Here is a 15871-nt window from a genome sequence, read left to right as displayed (position 1 = left end):
CTCGCCTAGGACTTCTTGCGCAGGACACCCGTCGAGAGCCACTGCACCAGTAGCACGGCGAGGTGCACAGCGGCCTCCGCCTCGTCCTGGTTCTGCCGGCGCGACTTCGGCGCGCCGCCGTGCCGGGAGAGCTGGGCGTGCCACAGCGCCTCCATCATCGAGACGATTGGCCCAACCTCGCTCGGCTGGCCGTCCTTCCCTGGCAGCATCAGCTCCCACTTGTGCGGGGCGTTCTTGCCCAGCTCCCCGATGACCGTCCCGAGGGTGGCCGAGTTCGCCGCGGCCTTCTTCTGCTCGACGAACGGGCAGGCCACCTCCTCCACCGCCCGGATCGCCTCGTTGAAGACCTTGTCCGGGTCGGGGCTCAGGCCGTACGCCGCAGTCCACGCCGCACGTAGGTGATCTGCGGCAGAGGCGGAGGCGCTCTTGATCGCCGTGTCGACGGCAGCCTGCGTCGTGTCATCCACCCGGCGGACTAAGCAGTGCTGCTCGAAGTCGCATCGGTAGAGGGACCCGCCATCCTTCAGCAGAGGGTCCAGGGCAACGAGGGAGCCGACAACGTCCTCCCTCGTCATGCGGTGCTGGTCCCACAGCCGGTCTCCGTCCAACCCCCACGCCGGATGTAGCTGAAGCGCGGCGTCGATGATCGCCAGCAGGTCCTGGCTGGGATCCCTGATCAGCTGGTCCTTGTGCTTCTCGTAGTACCGGGAGTCCTGCCACAGATGAAGTCGGAGCATGACACGCTGCGCCATCGACTCGCTGATGCTTTGGTTCAACCATGCGCGGAGCGGCTGATCCAGCCAATCTGGCACTCCGTCGTGGAGGGTCGTGTCCAGAGGCTTCGGTCACGGGGCGAGGTTACTCCGTGGGGGCGACAGCCCGAACATGCGTTCGAGTGGCCCGTCTAGTAGTGCTTTGTTAGGTCGGTGTGTCGTTGGGGCGTCAGAGGGGTCCGGGTAGTTCGATGTTGCGGTGACTCCTGACGAGCTTTCGGTTGTGCGGCAGCGGCTTGAGGCGTTCGCGGCGGACGTGTTCACCCCGTTGGCTCGGTCGGATCAGCGGGCGAAGGGTGAGACGTATCTGCGGGGGCTGTTGCTGGATGGGCGGCGGAAGTCGATGCAGCCGAGAAGCGGACGTCGCGCTCGATGCCGTCGGCTCGCCGGGCCCGCGTGCCCTGCCGTCGTCGTGCACGACGGCGATCGGTACGACTAGCGCGCCTGCGGGATGTCGGAGCCGTAACGGGTCGGCCGCCGCCGACACGGCGGTCGATCCTTCAGGGCACCGAGCACCGTGACACACGACCGGGACACCGCAGGGCGCAACCTGTGTTGGAAGGGACAGCCGCCGGACGTCCGACGGTGCGCCCGAAGCCAGCGGCATGCCCACTCAACCCGCCCGAGGTGAGTTCCTCGCCTTATCCGGCCCCCCGGCGCTCCTGCTTCCGCGATTCGAGTATGCGGGCGCCGATCAGGTGCCGACGCGGCGTGTCTCGTAGGCCCACATGACGATCTCGACGCGGTTGCGGGCGTTGAGCTTGCGCATCAGGGCGGCGATGTGGGTCTTGACGGTGCTGAGGCTGATGGACAGCTCATCGCCGATCTCGCTGTTGGTCCGCCCGCGAGCGGCAGCCAGCAGGACCTGTTCCTCGCGAGCGGTCAGCGGCTCGACAGGCTCAGGCGGCACCGAGCGCGAGCGGCTGTTCGCGAAGGAGGACAGGAGCCTCGCGGTGATGTTCGGTGCGATCAGGGCGTCGCCGCGGGCGGCGGCATGGATGGCCTGGGTGAGCATCTCGGCGCCGGCGTCCTTGAGGAGGAAGCCTCGGGCGCCTGCCTTCAGCGCGCCGTAGACGTACTCGTCGAGGTCGAAAGTGGTGATGACGACGACGGCCAGAGGATCGGCGACGTCGGCCCCGGCGAGCTGGCGGGTGGCTTCGATCCCGTCGACCTCGGGCATGCGGATGTCCAGCAGGCACACGTCGGGACGCAGCGAACGGGCCATGGCGATCGCCCGGCGGCCGTCGGCGGCCTCGCCGACGACGGCGATGCCCGGTTGGGCGTCCAAGATCATGCAGAGCCCTGCCCTGACGATGTCCTGGTCGTCAGCGACCAGCACGCGGATGGTCATGACGCGCGCGCTGTCCGAGGCAGCGAGGCGTCGACGCTCCAGCCGCCGTCCGGGTCAGGTCCCGCTCGGAGGGTGCCGCCGAGCAGGCTCGCCCGCTCGGCCATGCCGCGCAGCCCGTAGCCGGCGTGCGGGGAGCTGGTCGTACTCGCCTCGCCGTCATCGCGCACTCGCAGGTGCACCTGGCTGCGGGATGCGGTGACGTCGACGGTGACGTGGGTGGCGCCGGAGGCGTGGCGGGTCGCGTTGGTGACCGCCTCGGCGGCGATCAGGTAGAGGGCGGTGCCGACTGCTGGCTCAACGGCCTCGACGTCACCGGAGACCTGCACGCGGACGCCCAGCACCTCTCCGCCGGGACGAGCGAGTCGTTCGACGTCCACCACCCCTCGCCGGGGGGCGAGATCGGCGTCTGTTCCGTCGCGCAGCACGCCCACGAGGGCTCGCATCTCCTTGAGCGTCCGGGACGCCTCTTCCTCGATGGTGACCAGGGTGGCCAGCGCGCGCTTCGGATCTGCGGCGGACAGCGCGCGACCTGCCTGTGCCTGGACGGCGATGGCCAAGACGCGGTGGCCGACCGTGTCGTGCAGCTCGCGGGCGAGTTCGTTGCGCTGGTGAAGCCGCACCTGCTCGATGTCGCGGTCGTGGCTTCTGGTGCGGTAGCGCACTGCCGCGCCGAGCGCGGCCGAGAACAGGAAGAAGCCGTAACCGGCGACCTTCTCCGCGGGTGAGGTCGGGTCCGCGATGAGGGTGACGGGTAGCCAGATGAGGATGATGCCGAGTCCGAGGGCAGCCTCGCGACCTGCTCCCCAGCGCAGCAGGGCGTAGGGCAACACAAGCAGCCCTGCGATGCCCAGCAGACCGGTGGCATCAATGACCGCGATCCTCGCGATGTCGAACGCGAGAACGGCTCCGAAGGCAACGGTGACTGCGGCCAGCGGCCGCGTGCGTCGCCACAGTAGGCACGCCGCGACCACGACGCTGACACCGACCAGCAGCGGCGCCCATGCCCTGTCGTCGCGCAGCAGTACCTCGACGAGCGAGATCGCGACAAGAGCCGAGGACAGCGCCCAGTCCCGCCAGACCCGCACCGGCGGGCGTGCGGGGCGAGGCTCAGCCCAGATCCCAGCAAGCATGCTTCCCCCTCCCGGACAACGTAAGGGGCCCGCCGCTTGGGCGGATCAGTCGAAAGTACTGCGGATGTCCCGTGCCTGCGGCCAGGACAGCTCGAGCCCGCAAGCGGAGGTGGTGCCCGTCAACGCTGGTCATGGTTAAGACATCGAGTGAGCCGACCTGGCTGACGCCAGCACACAGGAGACGTGATGACCAGAAACGACAGACCAGTCGGTGCGCTCCAGGAAGCGCACATCCCGGTCCAGGCGAAGCTCGCCGCGGCCTGGGCCAGCTTCATGTTCCTCTACATCTACGTCGACTACCTCGCCCTGTACAAGCCCGGCTTCATCGACGACATCCTGGTCGGCGTCGTTCATGAGTTCGACACCGGCCCTACCTTTGTCGCCCTTGCGCTCACGCTCGTGGCCATCCCGATCCTCATGATCTTGCTCTCCACGACACTCCCCGCCCGTGTCAACCGCGCCACCAACCTCGTCGTGGCAACGCTCTACGTCCCCGTCTCGGTGTACAACGCGGAGGGCGAGTCCTGGACCTACTTCTACTTCTACGGCCTCTCCGTCGGACTCGAGCTGCTGCTCCTGGCCTTCATCCTGCGCGCCGCATGGACCTGGCCCCGGACCATTCGAGCCACCGCCGGCCGCGACCTCGCCCAGGCCGGGGTGTGACGCTCGAGGCAGGCCCGGTGTGCGGGGTCGGTGACAGCGGCTCCGGCAACAGCGACCGCGAGCAGCAGCACGATCCAGAGCGGGACGGCGCCGACGTCGCGCAGCACCACTGAGTCGCCCGCCCCGTCGGTGAACAGCAGCGTGAGCACGAACAGCACGGCGCCGAGGACGGCCTCGGCCGCCCTCGGCCAGCGCGTGAACGGGCCTCGGTGCACTGGATCAACGTAGGCGCGTCCGGGGCTGCCGTCGCCGTCCCGCACGGGGACGTCGGTCCCCGTTACCTAATGAGCCTCGGACGGCCCGCCGTAGTCCATGGGATGCCTGCCCGTTACCTGGCCTCTGAAGGTCTCCAAAAAGATCGGCAGCGTGGGCTCGGCGAGCCGTTCAGGTGGTGGTCCGGCTCACCGAGGACATGCCTGCACACCTCTGGACCGCGGCAGGTCTCGTGCAAGACGGGCGGATCTCGGTGGTGCCGGACCACCTCGCGACCTTGGGCAAGATGTTGATCGTGGTTGCAGCCCGCCCGCACGGCGAACACCTCGCATACCGGGAGCCGACGAGCTCTGACTGCGAAGACCGGGACCGTGCGGGTCGCTGGGATCGCGAACGGCTCATCGGAGGGTAGGCCACAGAGCCTCGTCATTAGGGCGCCGCGCGTTTCCGCCAGGGTTGCGCACCTGTACTGACAGATGAGGAGGAGTTGGAGTTGGCGGTGTACTGCGGCATCGACTGGGCGGAACGGCATCACGACATCGCTCTGGTCGACGAGCACGGTCACCTGGTCGCCAAGGGCCGTATCGGCGATGACCTGGACGGATTCACCACGCTGGTGGAGATGCTGGCCGCCGCCGGTGACAGCGCCGACCATCCGATCCCGGTGGCGATCGAGACGCCGCGCGGGCTGCTGGTCGCGGCGCTACGCGCGAGCGGACGGCGGGTGTGCTCGATCAACCCGATGGCGGTGGCCCGCTACCGGGAGCGGTACTCGGTGTCACGCAAGAAATCCGACCACGCCGACGCGGTGGTGCTGGCCAACATCCTGCATACTGACGCCCATGCCCACCGGTCGCTGCCGCACGACAGCGAACTGGTCCAGGCCGTTGCCGTGCTGGCCCGGGCCCACCAGGACGCCGTCTGGCGGCGAACCCGGGCCTCGAACGAGCTGCGGTCGCTGCTGCGGGAGTACTTCCCCACGTTCCTTGCCGCGTTCAACGGCAGGAAGGGCAACCTGACCAGTGCGGACGCCCGGGCTGTGCTGGCCATCGCACCCACACCGGCAGCTGCTGCAAAGCTGTCCACGCCGCGGATCGCTGCCGCGCTGCGTCGCGGCGGCCGCCGACGCGGCGTCGAGGACCTGGCCGCCGAACTGCAGCAGGCGCTACGCCGTCCGCAACTGCGCCAGCCGGCCGTCGTGGAGGCAGCGATGGGCACCCAGACGCTGGCACTGCTGGCGACACTGAACGTCGAGTGCGCCAGTGTCGACCAGCTTGCCGAGGCCGCCAGCGAAGCGTTCCGCCAGCACCCAGACCACGCGATCGTGACCAGCTTTCCCGGCCTGGCCGACGTGACCGGCGCCCGCGTCCTGGCCGAGATCGGCGACGATCGCGCCCGGTTCGCCGATGCCCGCGCGTTGAAGGCCTACGCCGGCGCGGCCCCGGTCACCCGCGCGTCCGGGCGCAGCATCTCCATCACCCACCGCAAGGTCAAAAACGATCGGCTCGCCGCTGCCGGCTACCTGTGGGCCTTCGTCGCCGCCACCCACGCCGAACCCGCCAAGCAGCACTACCAACGCCGCCGCGACCATGGCGACCGGCACCCCGCGGCGCTACGAAACCTGTTCAACCGGCTCCTGGGCTGCCTCCACCACTGCCTGGCAACCGGTCAGCGATACGACCCTGCCAAGGCATTCGGGGCGCGGCAAGACACCGCTACCGCGTGAATCACGACCAGCTCTGTGCCTTTCGCCAGGTCACGTACTCATCGAAGATCTTAGCCAGACCGCCATGCTCTGTTCGTCGCTGCAGATACTCGTCAAGCAGCCGAAACAGCGCTTCGACAGCCACCCGGTTGAGCTCAGCCTCCGCCTCAAGCTGCTCGCGTTGCGGCGGCCCATCCGGGAACGCCTGGTGCAGCACCAGCGCCTCCCAGATCAGATTGTCTCCGCGCCCACAGCGGGCCACCAGCCACTCCCGGAAGCCTGCAAGCAGCTGCCAGTCGTTGCCGGCCTCGCAGCCTCGGATGAAGACCGTGAAGTCGTGAAACGAGCCGTCCAGCGTGAACATCCCCGGGCGTCGATGCACGTCCGCGAAGAGCTTTCGGTAGTCCATTCCGCCATCCAACCAACCCCGCCACTTGACCCTTGAGGAGATCGGAGGTCTTTTTGATCGTCCCCAGCCGGGGACTGCTCGGTTGCCCGGCCCGGTATGACTTACTTCCCCTGTCGTACGCATGATCCGGGGGGGTGTTGTCGCCGGGTCGGGTGGCGTCGACGGACCGCTGATAGGGACACGGCCACCTGCGGTGTTGGGGTAGGTCTCTTCGTAACGTGGCTGCCGGCAGTCCGACGCCTGGACCAGCGGCCCGGGGCCACGGACGATGCGTGGAGGCGGGTCTGGTGCGCGACGGATATGGCGTGTCGATGACCATTCCCGAATGGCGACCCGACCACGTCCCTGGCGACGAAGCTTGGGTCGAAGAGGTCCTGCGGCTGCTCTCCGGCGTGCCGGTCGGACTCGATGTCGCTGTCAAGCGGCTCAGCCCTGGCAGCGGTGTCTACGCCTGGTGGGCTGCTCCCTCTGTCTTTCCCGACCTCCCCGGGCCGCCGAATGAGAACGCCCCGTCGCTACGACTGCTGTACCTCGGACGAGCGACCAGCCTGCGCGGGCGTATCCTGCGCAACCATCTGAGGCGTTCGGGCAGCTCGACGCTGCGCCGTACCTTGGCCGGGCTTCTGCTCGCCGAGGGCTACCGGACAACCTGGACCGACCGTGTCGTCCTGGTTGCTGAGGATGAGGCACGGCTGACCGCGTGGATGCACACGCACCTGCGCTTGACCTGGGCGGAAGACGCGGAGCCGGCGACCGTCGAGGCCGAACTTGTCCGGCGTGTGCACCCGCCGCTCAACGTGCACGGTGTCGACCCCGAGCACCTTCAGCCGGCCGTGGTCGCCGCCAAGAACTCATACAACGCCAGCAGCCGTCCCGCCGAGCCCTCGCGAACGCCGTAACTGGTTACGCGGCATGCGTACACGTGCGTGCTTCGGCGAGCCCGAGAGCGTCAGCACCCAAGACCCCGCTTCGCAGGCCGGCAACGTCCGCTCATCCAGCGTAGGCAGCCGAATTGAGAGCGACAGCCCGGGCGCCTCAACCGAAGCCTGGCCGGGCCACGGTCGCAGGTCAATGAAACAAGTAGCCGAATTGCGAACGCCACCAAGGCGGTGTTGCCTGCTGATCCTCTGGCTTCGCTGCGGGCATCTTCATGGGACCGTCGATCATCTGGTGCCACTGATCCCTTGTTGCGGGTTCGTCGACCCTGCCGCAATGAGCGCGGCGAGCAAGGCAGCACCAGAGCCGAGGATCATGAGTACCGACGGCGACGTTGCGTCGACCACGACGCCGCCGAGGATCGCGCCGAATGCGATGGTGGCCTGGAACGACGATGTGAACAGTACGGACGCGGCCTCGGTCGCGCCCGCAGCCGTGAACCAGGACTGCGAGCAGATCGGCACGGCTCCGTAAGCGACGCCCCACAGAGCGAGCAGCATCATCGCGCCGATCGTTGTGGCGCCGAACTCGGGCAGCAGCGCAGTGGCCGAGGCGAGTGCGGCGGCGCCGGTGATCAGGGTGGCCCGCAGCCGTCGCCGCACGCTCGCGCCAGCCACGAAGTTGCCCACGACGCCGCCGAGGCCGTATATCAACAGAAACGGGGTCACCGAGCCGACGCCCGTGACCTGTTGCAGGAACGGGGTCAGATAGGTGTAGGTGCCGAAGTGCGCAGTCACGACGAGGACCGTCAGGATCACTGCGGTGCGGCCGGTGCGACCGGACACCAGGTCCAGCAGCGCGGTGAACCTGACCGGTAGCTCCGCTGGCAGCGGGGGCAGAACCGCCATCAACGCCACCAGCACGATCACACTCAACGCGCCGAGCACGACGAATGCGGTGCGCCAGCCACCGTACTGGGCGATGAAGGTCCCCGCCGGAAGGCCGAAGACCGATCCCACCGGCACGGCCGAAAAGATCACCGCAGTTGCCACACCCACCTGCTCGGGCCGCACCAGCCGTACGGCAAGACCGGCACTGATCGACCAGAAGCCACCGATCACGATTCCGACGAGCGCTCGGGACGTCACCATGACGGGATAGGAGGTCGCGGTGGCAGCCAGCAGGTTCGCGACAGCCAGCAGGAGCATCAGGCCGCACAGCAGAAGCCGCCGGTCGAGCCGGCCGACGGCGACGGCGACCGTGGGTGCCGACAGCGCCGCCAGCACGCCCGGCATGGTCATTGTTAGACCAGCCGTGCCGTCGGAGACACCGAACGTGGACCCGATCGAGGTCAACAGGCCGATCGGCAGAATCTCGGCGGTGACGATGGCGAAGATGCCGATCGCCACCCAGACGACGCCCAACCAGCCGAGCAGAGGCGGCCTGTGATCGGTACGACGCGCACTGGCGGTCGAAGATGTAGTGAAGATCGACATTCACCAAGTCAACGATGAGCGACGAGCGGTTGCTGGCGGCTTTCAGCCGCGACCGTCGACGGGTGACCTGCGTCGCCGTGACCGCATGGTCGCGGCGCGGGCCGGCGCCCTCATCTGATGCACGATGGAAGTCGCCGGTTCTGCCGCCGTCCGGCTGTCGCCCTGAGGCCTGTCGACGCCAAGCACGAGGGCAGGCCGCATCGATGTGTGGCTCTGGTTGTCGTCGTGGTGGCGGCGGTCTGGACCCCGCGAGCTGAGACCCGAATCCCACCCGGCAAACCTGTGAGCAGGGTTTCCTGAACGGTGACCTCTTCGGCGCGTCCGAAGGCGTCAGCATTGGTGACTCCTGCTTGTCAGCCGGGCGACGTCCGCACATGCCGATGAGCGCGACTCGCCGCAGTGTGGCGCGTCCTGGGAAGGCTGGTCGGGAACGCGAAAACTGTCACCGACTGTAAGATCATCGATGGCTAGAATGTGCCGTCCTGTACAGGCGGGCGGCGGGGGTGCTGTGGTCGAGATTCCTGATGCGGTATTGGCGGATTTGTCGGGTCCGGTCGCCGCTGCGTTGCCGTTCATCGTTGCCCGTGTTCCGACAGCACCGGCGGCCGAGCTCGGCCGGCTGCGGGCACTCGCTGACGGCGAAACCTGGCCGATCCGGGGATCGGCCGTCCGGCACCCGGCGGTGGCCCAGTTCCGCTCCGGCGTGGCCGGATCGGGCAGTTCGCCGGTGCGAGAAGCGCTCGGCTCGCTGCCTCCCTTGCTGATCGAACGCCTGCTCGGCGCACTGGAACTGACCGTGCGGGAACTGGACCTGGCCGGTGCCCCGGACCTGACCGGTCTCCTGGGCGAGCCGTGCACCGGCACGTTCGGCATCGCGAGCATGAGCGGGCAGAGCGAGGCGGTTACCGGCGTAGCCGTGCTGGAGCAAATCCGGCCCGGCGCGGTGCCACTGGTCGCCGCGCTGGCCCGCCGGCTGGCCTCTCACGCGCGAGTGGCCCCCCTGCTGGCGGTGGCGCCTGCAATCACCGACGAGCGGGGGATCGCCGCAGCGCACGGCGCGGCACAGCTCGCGCTGGCCGTGACTACCACCGTCGCCGTCCTGCACCGGGTGGGCATCCACCCCTGGGCCATCGAACCACCGGCGGTGCTCGGCGTCGCGATCGGCACCGCAGTCTTGCTGCTACGCGAAGCCCCGATGCCCGCCGGTTACGCCGCTGCGGTCCTCGACCGGGCCCGGGCGGAGTACCTGCTGCCCGCCAGACCAGCGGGTCGGCACCAGTGTTCGGGCACCGGTTCGCGCTGCTGGAGGACGCTGGCGTCCCAGAGGCCGACTTCGGCGGCAACGGGCTGGTCGCGGTCGTGCCGGGCGGTGCGGTGATCCGCACCGGCGTCGAGACCGGGCACGTCCGCATCGGGTTGCGGATCCTGGACGGGCCACCGCCGGACGTCGCGACCGGATGGGAGGAAATCGTCGAGGTCAGCTGGCGGGCGGCCGTCGGCGGCGCCTCGGTGGTCGGACCTCACACGAGCGACTCGCACCTGCGCCGGGTCACCCCACCCTGGCCGGGCGACTACCGGCTGCGCGTGCACGCCCGCGGTAGGGACGACACCGACGAACGCGACGCCGAGTACTACGAGCTGGTGGTGTGGCAGGCGCCCGCCGCGCCCGAGATCGTGTATTCCCGTAGAGACCGGCTCGGCCATCGGCTGCGCGGCGAGCCGGAGCCGGCGCGGCCCGACCAGCCCGAAACCGCCTACCGATGGCTGCGCCACAGCACCCTCGGGGAGGCCGCGACGGTCACGGTGGTGACCGGGACGAACGTCGCGGACGTACTGCGCGCCTTCGGCGCGGACCCGGCCCGACCGGAGTCGATGCGGGCCATCAACGATGACCTGATGCGCCGGCAGTCGATCGATCCGTGGGTAGCGATGCTGGACGTCGGCGACGCCGTGCTCGCCGTCGAGTACAACGGTTGGCAGGGTTCGACCGCGCCCGTGCTGACCCGCGTGTCCGCCGGCGGGCGGGCCGCCAGCATGTTCTGGAACATCAACGCCGTGACCCGGCTGTCGTTCGCCGAACGCGGCGAGGTGCTGCTGCGGGTGGAACCGTTCGGCGACGTCGACGCGCCACCACCGGTCACCGCGACGCTCGCCGACCTCGACTTCGCCGACCACTACCGCAACAAGCGGCTGATGGGCCTGGTCGCGGTACAGCGATTCACCGGCCACGGCATCACTGCCGAAGACCTGGCCCGGATCGAGGCCGCCGACATCGGTTTCCGGATCGTGCCGGACCTGCCCACGCTGTACCCGCGCCGGCCGAAACCCGGCGGCAAACGCCTCGGCCCCGCCTTGCCCGAGGTCACCGCGCCGGGGATTCCCGCCGAAGCGCTGACCGCCCTACCCGAACCCGAACTGCGGGACCTCACCTGGTGGATCGCCGCGGAGGCAGCCCGCTACGCAGGCCTCGGCGACGACCCGGACATCGCCGCCAGCATCGCCGCCCGCACCCTGACCCCGGACGCGCACCTACGCGCCCGCCGATCCCAACTCGACGACGGCGAACACCGGTGGGTCTGGCTCGCCCTCCACCGCGCGACCAACCCGGACCCCGTCGCGGCGGCCACGGACACCATGCACGCGGCCCGCTACGCCGCCGGCCCGCATGCGGCGAACCTGGTCGCCAACGCCCAGGCCTGGACCATCAGACCCACTGCACAATGACGGCCCAGCCGCCGCCCGGATCTGCCGCTCCGGACCAGCGGGCCCATCCTGCGCAACACCCTCGGCGTACGGATTGACAGACACGCCGCCACCCGCCGGCTCAAGCACCTTGCTCAGGCCGCAGGCATCGTCGGGGGCTTTCCGGCACGGTACGCATCGGCGCGTATCCGAGCGCTGTGCGTACCGTTTGCGCCTGCCCTGGTCGCGCTGGCCCGCGACCATCCCGGGCTCGACCTGGCGGTCACCGAACTGGACATCGCGGCGCTGCGCCACACCGGCCGCGACCACGGCGACGAACAGGCAGGTACGCCGGGCTGTGATCGATCGGCGAGCTCAGGCCGCAGGGCATCCGGATGCCGAGGATGCACCCTCACATGCTGCGCCACACGTTTGTGACGACGATGCTCGACGCCGGCGTCAGCCGGCGTGACGTGCGGATCGCCGCCCGCCACGCCGACCCGTGAACCACCATGCGCTCTGACCGAATCCGCAAGAACCTCGACCGGCACCTCAACTACATCCTGGCCGCGTACATGGCCTCCGGGACATAGCCAGCGCTCGCGGCTTTGTCGATGAGCGGACGTGCTGTTCGACTGGTACGTCAAGCCTCACCTCGACTCCCCGTCCTTCCCAAACCGCGACGAGGCATGGGCGGACCGGCTTGCGGCGAGCGTGGACTTCCCGCTCTACCTGCTCGACGACGACTCCGCGATCCGGGTCCGCGGCGACAAGGTGGACGTCGTCTCGACCGGGCGCTGGCGGCTGGTCGGGCGACGGTGCCGAGCCTGTCGCGCGAAAATCGGAGGACACCCGCGGTCGCCGACGGGAGGATGGCGGCATGACGATGCACGCCGACCAGCTCCACGTCGACGCGCAGACCGTCCGCCAGCTGGTCGAGGTGCAGTTCCCTCAGTGGCGCGGACTGCCGGTCACCGAGCTGCGCACGCCTGGGACCGTGAACGCGATCTTCCGGATCGGCGACGACCTGGCCGCCCGCTTCCCGCTGGTCGGTCACGACCCGGCGCAGGCCCGCGGGTCGCTGGCGGCCGAGGCCGAGGCCGCGCGTGAACTGGCCGACGCCGCCACCGTGCCCACCCCGGAGCCGGTGGCGCTCGGGGAGCCGGGCGCGGGCTATCCGCTGCCGTGGAGCGTCCAGACCTGGCTGTCCGGCCACGACGCGACGGTCGAGGACCCTGCAGGGTCGAACGCGTTCGCCCATGACCTGGCCGAGCTCATCGCCGGGATGCGCGCCGCCGACACCCGTGGGCGACGCTTCGACGGCGTCGGTCGCGGCGGGCACCTCCCGGACCACGACGAATGGCTCGAGACATGCTTCCGGCAGAGCGAGGACCTGCTCGACGTACCCCTCCTGCGGCGGATCTGGGCAGAGCTTCGGACGCTGCCCGAGGTCGACGAGGACACGATGTGCCACCGCGACCTCATCCCGCCCAACGTCCTCGTCGAAGACGGCCGTCTCGTCGGCGTCCTGGACGGCGGCGGCTTCGGCCCGGCGGACCCGGCGCTCGACCTCGTGGCGGCCTGGCACCTCCTCGACGAGCACCAGCGCGGCATCCTCCGCCGCGAGCTCGGATGCGGCGACGTCCAGTGGCGGCGCGGGATGGCTTGGGCGTTCCAGCAGGCGATGGGGCTGGTCTGGTACTACCTCGACTCCAACCCGACGATGAGCCGGTGGGGCAGGCGCACCCTGGACCGCATCGTCGATGCCTGGGCTGCCCGAGCGAGGACGATTCCCCTCCTAGAGTCTGACCGAGTGCGGTGAGCGTGAACGCACTCATCTGCCGCGAGGTGCGCGTTGGGCCGCTCGCCGATGTCGGCTAATCCTCGAAGTCGAACGCGAAGGTGCCCGCCTCGATGCGGTCGATGAGCTCGCCGACATCATCGGCTTGCCGGATGGCGTTGTCCCATCCGCTGCTGGTGATGTCGACCAGCAGTACCGGTGCGGGGTCGCTGCGCAGGTCGAGCACGAGTTGTTCGCGGGATCCGTCACCGCCGATGATCGCGATGCCGGGGTACGCGTCGGTGCTCTCGTCCCATACGTGGTGCAGTTCAAGCATCTCGCGTGGCGTGTTGAGCCAAACATAGGTTCCGCCTGTCATCCACCCTCGCCGGAACCACGACGCACCTTGCAGGTAGGCCCGCCACGCGGCCGGTAGTGCTCTGCCCAGCGCGTGGTGGGCGTCGGTGAACTCCTGGTCGCCCACGGGACCGCGGTAGTCGGCTTCCTCGATGATCGCCCCGACGATGTGGGCGTTGAGGTCGGCAAGCTCCTCTGCGGGGATCCAGTACTCCAGCACGTCGCGGCCACCGACCTGATGAACCTCGTAACGGTTCAGGTACGCACGCTGGACCTCGAACCGGGTCACGTAGCCGATGCCACCGGCAGGGACATTCCACTCGCGTGCGATCTTTGTGGCGTACCAGCGGTTGAGTACCGGATAGAAAATCGGCTGGTCCGGCAGGCGTGGTGGCCAAGCGCGCCATCCGGACGCCGCGACAAGGTCGAGTTCGGCCTGTCCGGTGGGCCGCCACAGGGTGATCGTGTCGGAGGCGTCGATGGGTCTGCTCCCTGCAACCATGGTTATCGCGTGACGTGGCGAGCCACGCCTGAAACTTTCTGATGCTGGCGGCCCCGGACGTTACCGCGGTCAGTTCGATCAGGTCGATGGCACATGGAACCCAGGTGCACGGATCTGCCGCGAGCGGGCGTCAGGGGGCCGCACCTGCGAGACCGACACCGTCAGGCGACCGCTCGTGCCGAGATCAGCGCAGCCGATCATTCCAATGTTCGTAGGCGTCCCGCTGAGAATCTTGTGCGCGGCATGGCCGACCACAGCCCACGCCGAGGCGATGATGTCGTACGTCTTTGCCGCCCAAACCGCGATGCGCAACTTCGCACGACGCCCAGCGTCGAGGTTAGGTGCGCCTGTTCATGGCGGCCTGGATCTTCAGCCATGAGGGGTCGCTGTCTGACGCGTCGGTGACCGTTTCCAGCTCGCCGGGCTGCCAGGTCCGGTTTCCGTCGGTGAGATCAAGTTGGTCCATGTCGATGACCGAAGCCTCAGAGGTGCCGGCAAGGAACTCGGCCACTGCGGCAGTTGACGCCTCGGTGGGGCCGGCCCGTTCCCCCGAAAGCACCAGAAGCGTGCCGTCGCGGCCGGCAACGATCAGTTCGCCTGGGGCGGTGGCCGCCAGGGCGGTCACCATCGAACCGGGCAGCACCTCATACTCGGCCACCTGTTTCCCGTCGATCTCGAACTCGATGACGGCACCGTCCGGCGTACCGATCCAGAGAACACCCGGAGATGGCCCGAACGCAACGTTGTGGCGCGACCAGGCACGCATTCTGTCCAGCCACTCCTGCGGGTACGGGTACCCCGGACTTGGGTCCCCGAGTGTCAGGCCGAGAACGCGGCGCAGCGAAGGAAACTCGAACACCTCCAGCGAGTTGTCGTAGGCGTTGCCCCGCACCGCGAAATGCCGCCCGTCCGGGCTAAAGATAGGTGTCTCGTAGCCGTCGCAGTCGAGGACCAACGCCCGGCGCATTGGCCGCAGCACCGGCTCGGTGTCTCGAGAGAAGAGCACCAGCGTGGCACCCTGATCGCTTTGCAGAGTGGCCAAGAGGCCACCGCCCGGATACGCCGCGACACCGGTGTCCCAACGAGGGCCGACTGCGGTTGTGCCGGAAGCGAGGTGGAGCGTGATGGAGGACTCCCAGCCTTCCTCTCCGCCGCCGGGCGACAACCAGAGCGTCTGACCGTCCGGACTGAACGCCACTTCCCGTTGGTACTCGGTCGGCGGAACACCATCGATCGCGGTGATGCCCGAAGGAGTCCAGCAGGCCGTGCTGTGGCCGTCCGCTATGACCAGCTGCGGCTCACCCGGATGCCAAGCGGCAGAGGGTGTCCGCTTGAACCGGTCATAGCCGATGGCGTCGTAGACGGCCGAATCCGTACCGACACCGCCAATCTCACGCAGCTGCCCGACCGCGTACTCCCAGATCCGGATCGCCGGGCGTTCGGTGTCCCAACCGGCTATCAACGGCAGCCTGGGGTGGCAGAGCAACCGCTCGAGCGTCGCTTCGGACCGCATCTGTGCCAAGGTTTCCACCGCCACACCGTATGAGAAGCGCCCACAGACGGGCATGCCGGGCTGGCGGCTATAACCTCGAACTCGCCGATCTGCCGCAGCTATCCGGATCTGCCGCGAAGCGCTCGTCACCGAGGGGGATGTCGGCGCCGGTCGCCGGCGTCCGGTCATGTCGATGATCGGATGCCATTCGCTCATCGGCATAGCGCACCGGCCGTCCACCGGCGACGTGCCGGTTCGGACGCGAGTGCAGCGGTTCACGCTGTCAGACACGTTGGTAGGCACCGACGCCGATATGACCTTCAGCGCCGACCCCCGCCCACCAGTTGCATCAAGCGTCCGGATGGTAGGCGAGGTTGACGGTGAGTGCGGCCAGAGCGAGTCCGAAGAAAAGTGCCCAGGCGCCGAGTCGGAAATTACCCGC

Annotated in this window: 13 protein-coding genes and 4 pseudogenes; 9 read left to right on the top strand and 8 right to left on the bottom strand. The window is 68.7% G+C overall.

What is annotated here, in order from left to right:
* Positions 1–5: 5 nt before the first annotated feature.
* The gene (locus ACGFZ2_RS33435) at positions 6–752 is read right to left on the bottom strand and encodes a hypothetical protein (RefSeq protein ID WP_393460793.1); all 747 of its coding nucleotides are present in this window, start codon (positions 750–752) and stop codon (positions 6–8) included.
* A 220-nt stretch (positions 753–972) separates the two neighbouring features.
* On the opposite strand from ACGFZ2_RS33435, the pseudogene ACGFZ2_RS33430 reads away from it, so the two are divergent.
* Positions 973–1137, top strand: a pseudogene (locus tag ACGFZ2_RS33430) (transposase); the annotation flags it as partial.
* Positions 1138–1467: 330 nt separating this feature from the next.
* Here ACGFZ2_RS33430 and ACGFZ2_RS33425 read toward each other — a convergent pair.
* Both ACGFZ2_RS33425 and ACGFZ2_RS33420 read right to left on the bottom strand, forming a co-directional pair.
* Positions 1468–2124: a response regulator gene (locus ACGFZ2_RS33425; protein ID WP_393270158.1), complete on the bottom strand. Its 657-nt coding sequence runs from the start codon at positions 2122–2124 to the stop codon at positions 1468–1470.
* Positions 2121–3209 carry a sensor histidine kinase gene (locus ACGFZ2_RS33420; protein ID WP_393460790.1) on the bottom strand — a complete coding sequence of 363 codons (1089 nt, stop codon included), beginning with the start codon at positions 3207–3209 and terminating at the stop codon, positions 2121–2123. Before ACGFZ2_RS33420 ends, ACGFZ2_RS33425 begins: the two co-directional genes overlap by 4 nt.
* A gap of 231 nt (positions 3210–3440) precedes the next feature.
* Here ACGFZ2_RS33420 and ACGFZ2_RS33415 point away from each other — a divergent pair, with 231 nt between their 5' ends.
* Both ACGFZ2_RS33415 and ACGFZ2_RS33410 read left to right on the top strand, forming a co-directional pair.
* On the top strand, positions 3441–3917 hold the full coding sequence (locus ACGFZ2_RS33415) for a DUF6326 family protein (RefSeq protein ID WP_393270152.1): 477 nt from the start codon (positions 3441–3443) through the stop codon (positions 3915–3917).
* Between the two features lie 706 nt (positions 3918–4623).
* Complete coding sequence (locus ACGFZ2_RS33410; protein WP_393460787.1) at positions 4624–5856, top strand: IS110 family transposase; 1233 nt, start codon at positions 4624–4626, stop codon at positions 5854–5856.
* 1 nt (position 5857) lies between these two features.
* Here ACGFZ2_RS33410 and ACGFZ2_RS33405 read toward each other — a convergent pair whose 3' ends face one another.
* A complete protein-coding gene (locus ACGFZ2_RS33405; RefSeq protein WP_393270150.1) occupies positions 5858–6244 on the bottom strand; it encodes a hypothetical protein in 387 nt (128 codons plus the stop codon).
* A 272-nt stretch (positions 6245–6516) separates the two neighbouring features.
* On the opposite strand from ACGFZ2_RS33405, the gene ACGFZ2_RS33400 reads away from it, so the two are divergent.
* Positions 6517–7143, top strand: coding sequence for a GIY-YIG nuclease family protein (locus ACGFZ2_RS33400; protein WP_393270148.1), 627 nt, complete (start codon positions 6517–6519; stop codon positions 7141–7143).
* A 264-nt stretch (positions 7144–7407) separates the two neighbouring features.
* Here ACGFZ2_RS33400 and ACGFZ2_RS33395 read toward each other — a convergent pair whose 3' ends face one another.
* Positions 7408–8616: an MFS transporter gene (locus tag ACGFZ2_RS33395; RefSeq protein WP_393270145.1), complete on the bottom strand. Its 1209-nt coding sequence runs from the start codon at positions 8614–8616 to the stop codon at positions 7408–7410.
* Between the two features lie 508 nt (positions 8617–9124).
* Between ACGFZ2_RS33395 and ACGFZ2_RS33390 the strand changes: the two genes are divergently transcribed.
* The 5 genes and pseudogenes from ACGFZ2_RS33390 to ACGFZ2_RS33370 all read left to right on the top strand — a co-directional run bounded on the left by ACGFZ2_RS33390 (position 9125) and on the right by ACGFZ2_RS33370 (position 13120).
* Positions 9125–9994 carry a hypothetical protein gene (locus tag ACGFZ2_RS33390; protein ID WP_393460784.1) on the top strand — a complete coding sequence of 290 codons (870 nt, stop codon included), beginning with the start codon at positions 9125–9127 and terminating at the stop codon, positions 9992–9994.
* On the top strand, positions 9895–11340 hold the full coding sequence (locus tag ACGFZ2_RS33385) for a DUF6461 domain-containing protein (RefSeq protein ID WP_393460781.1): 1446 nt from the start codon (positions 9895–9897) through the stop codon (positions 11338–11340). Before ACGFZ2_RS33390 ends, ACGFZ2_RS33385 begins: the two co-directional genes overlap by 100 nt.
* A gap of 353 nt (positions 11341–11693) precedes the next feature.
* Entirely contained in the window at positions 11694–11804 is a 111-nt protein-coding gene (locus tag ACGFZ2_RS33380; RefSeq protein ID WP_393270138.1) for a tyrosine-type recombinase/integrase, read from the top strand.
* A gap of 118 nt (positions 11805–11922) precedes the next feature.
* Positions 11923–12069 (top strand): annotated as a pseudogene (locus ACGFZ2_RS33375) (Type 1 glutamine amidotransferase-like domain-containing protein); the annotation flags it as partial.
* A gap of 109 nt (positions 12070–12178) precedes the next feature.
* Positions 12179–13120 carry an aminoglycoside phosphotransferase family protein gene (locus ACGFZ2_RS33370; RefSeq protein ID WP_393270136.1) on the top strand — a complete coding sequence of 314 codons (942 nt, stop codon included), beginning with the start codon at positions 12179–12181 and terminating at the stop codon, positions 13118–13120.
* Between the two features lie 448 nt (positions 13121–13568).
* On the opposite strand, the pseudogene ACGFZ2_RS33365 reads toward ACGFZ2_RS33370, so the two are convergent.
* From ACGFZ2_RS33365 to ACGFZ2_RS33355, 3 genes and pseudogenes are all read right to left on the bottom strand, one after another.
* A pseudogene (locus ACGFZ2_RS33365) lies at positions 13569–13937 on the bottom strand (ADP-ribosylation/crystallin J1); the annotation flags it as partial.
* 337 nt (positions 13938–14274) lie between these two features.
* Positions 14275–15468: a hypothetical protein gene (locus tag ACGFZ2_RS33360; RefSeq protein WP_393270133.1), complete on the bottom strand. Its 1194-nt coding sequence runs from the start codon at positions 15466–15468 to the stop codon at positions 14275–14277.
* Positions 15469–15778: 310 nt separating this feature from the next.
* Positions 15779–15871 (bottom strand): annotated as a pseudogene (locus ACGFZ2_RS33355) (DoxX family protein); the annotation flags it as partial.

This window comes from Micromonospora sp. NPDC048063 (assembly GCF_043202855.1).
Taxonomy (GTDB): domain Bacteria; phylum Actinomycetota; class Actinomycetes; order Mycobacteriales; family Micromonosporaceae; genus Micromonospora.
The sequence above is the reverse complement of the archived record's forward strand: the minus strand, read 5'-3'. Positions and strand labels throughout refer to the sequence as shown.

What these genes read in the sequence shown, in the direction of transcription:
- ACGFZ2_RS33395 (WP_393270145.1), bottom strand. Translation starts at nt 8,616, where the DNA reads ATGTCGATCTTCACTACATCTTCGACCGCCAGTGCGCGTCGTACCGAT.
- ACGFZ2_RS33370 (WP_393270136.1), top strand. Translation starts at nt 12,179, where the DNA reads ATGACGATGCACGCCGACCAGCTCCACGTCGACGCGCAGACCGTCCGC.
- ACGFZ2_RS33425 (WP_393270158.1), bottom strand. Translation starts at nt 2,124, where the DNA reads ATGACCATCCGCGTGCTGGTCGCTGACGACCAGGACATCGTCAGGGCA.
- ACGFZ2_RS33435 (WP_393460793.1), bottom strand. Translation starts at nt 752, where the DNA reads ATGGCGCAGCGTGTCATGCTCCGACTTCATCTGTGGCAGGACTCCCGG.
- ACGFZ2_RS33380 (WP_393270138.1), top strand. Translation starts at nt 11,694, where the DNA reads ATGCCGAGGATGCACCCTCACATGCTGCGCCACACGTTTGTGACGACG.
- ACGFZ2_RS33415 (WP_393270152.1), top strand. Translation starts at nt 3,441, where the DNA reads ATGACCAGAAACGACAGACCAGTCGGTGCGCTCCAGGAAGCGCACATC.
- ACGFZ2_RS33405 (WP_393270150.1), bottom strand. Translation starts at nt 6,244, where the DNA reads ATGGACTACCGAAAGCTCTTCGCGGACGTGCATCGACGCCCGGGGATG.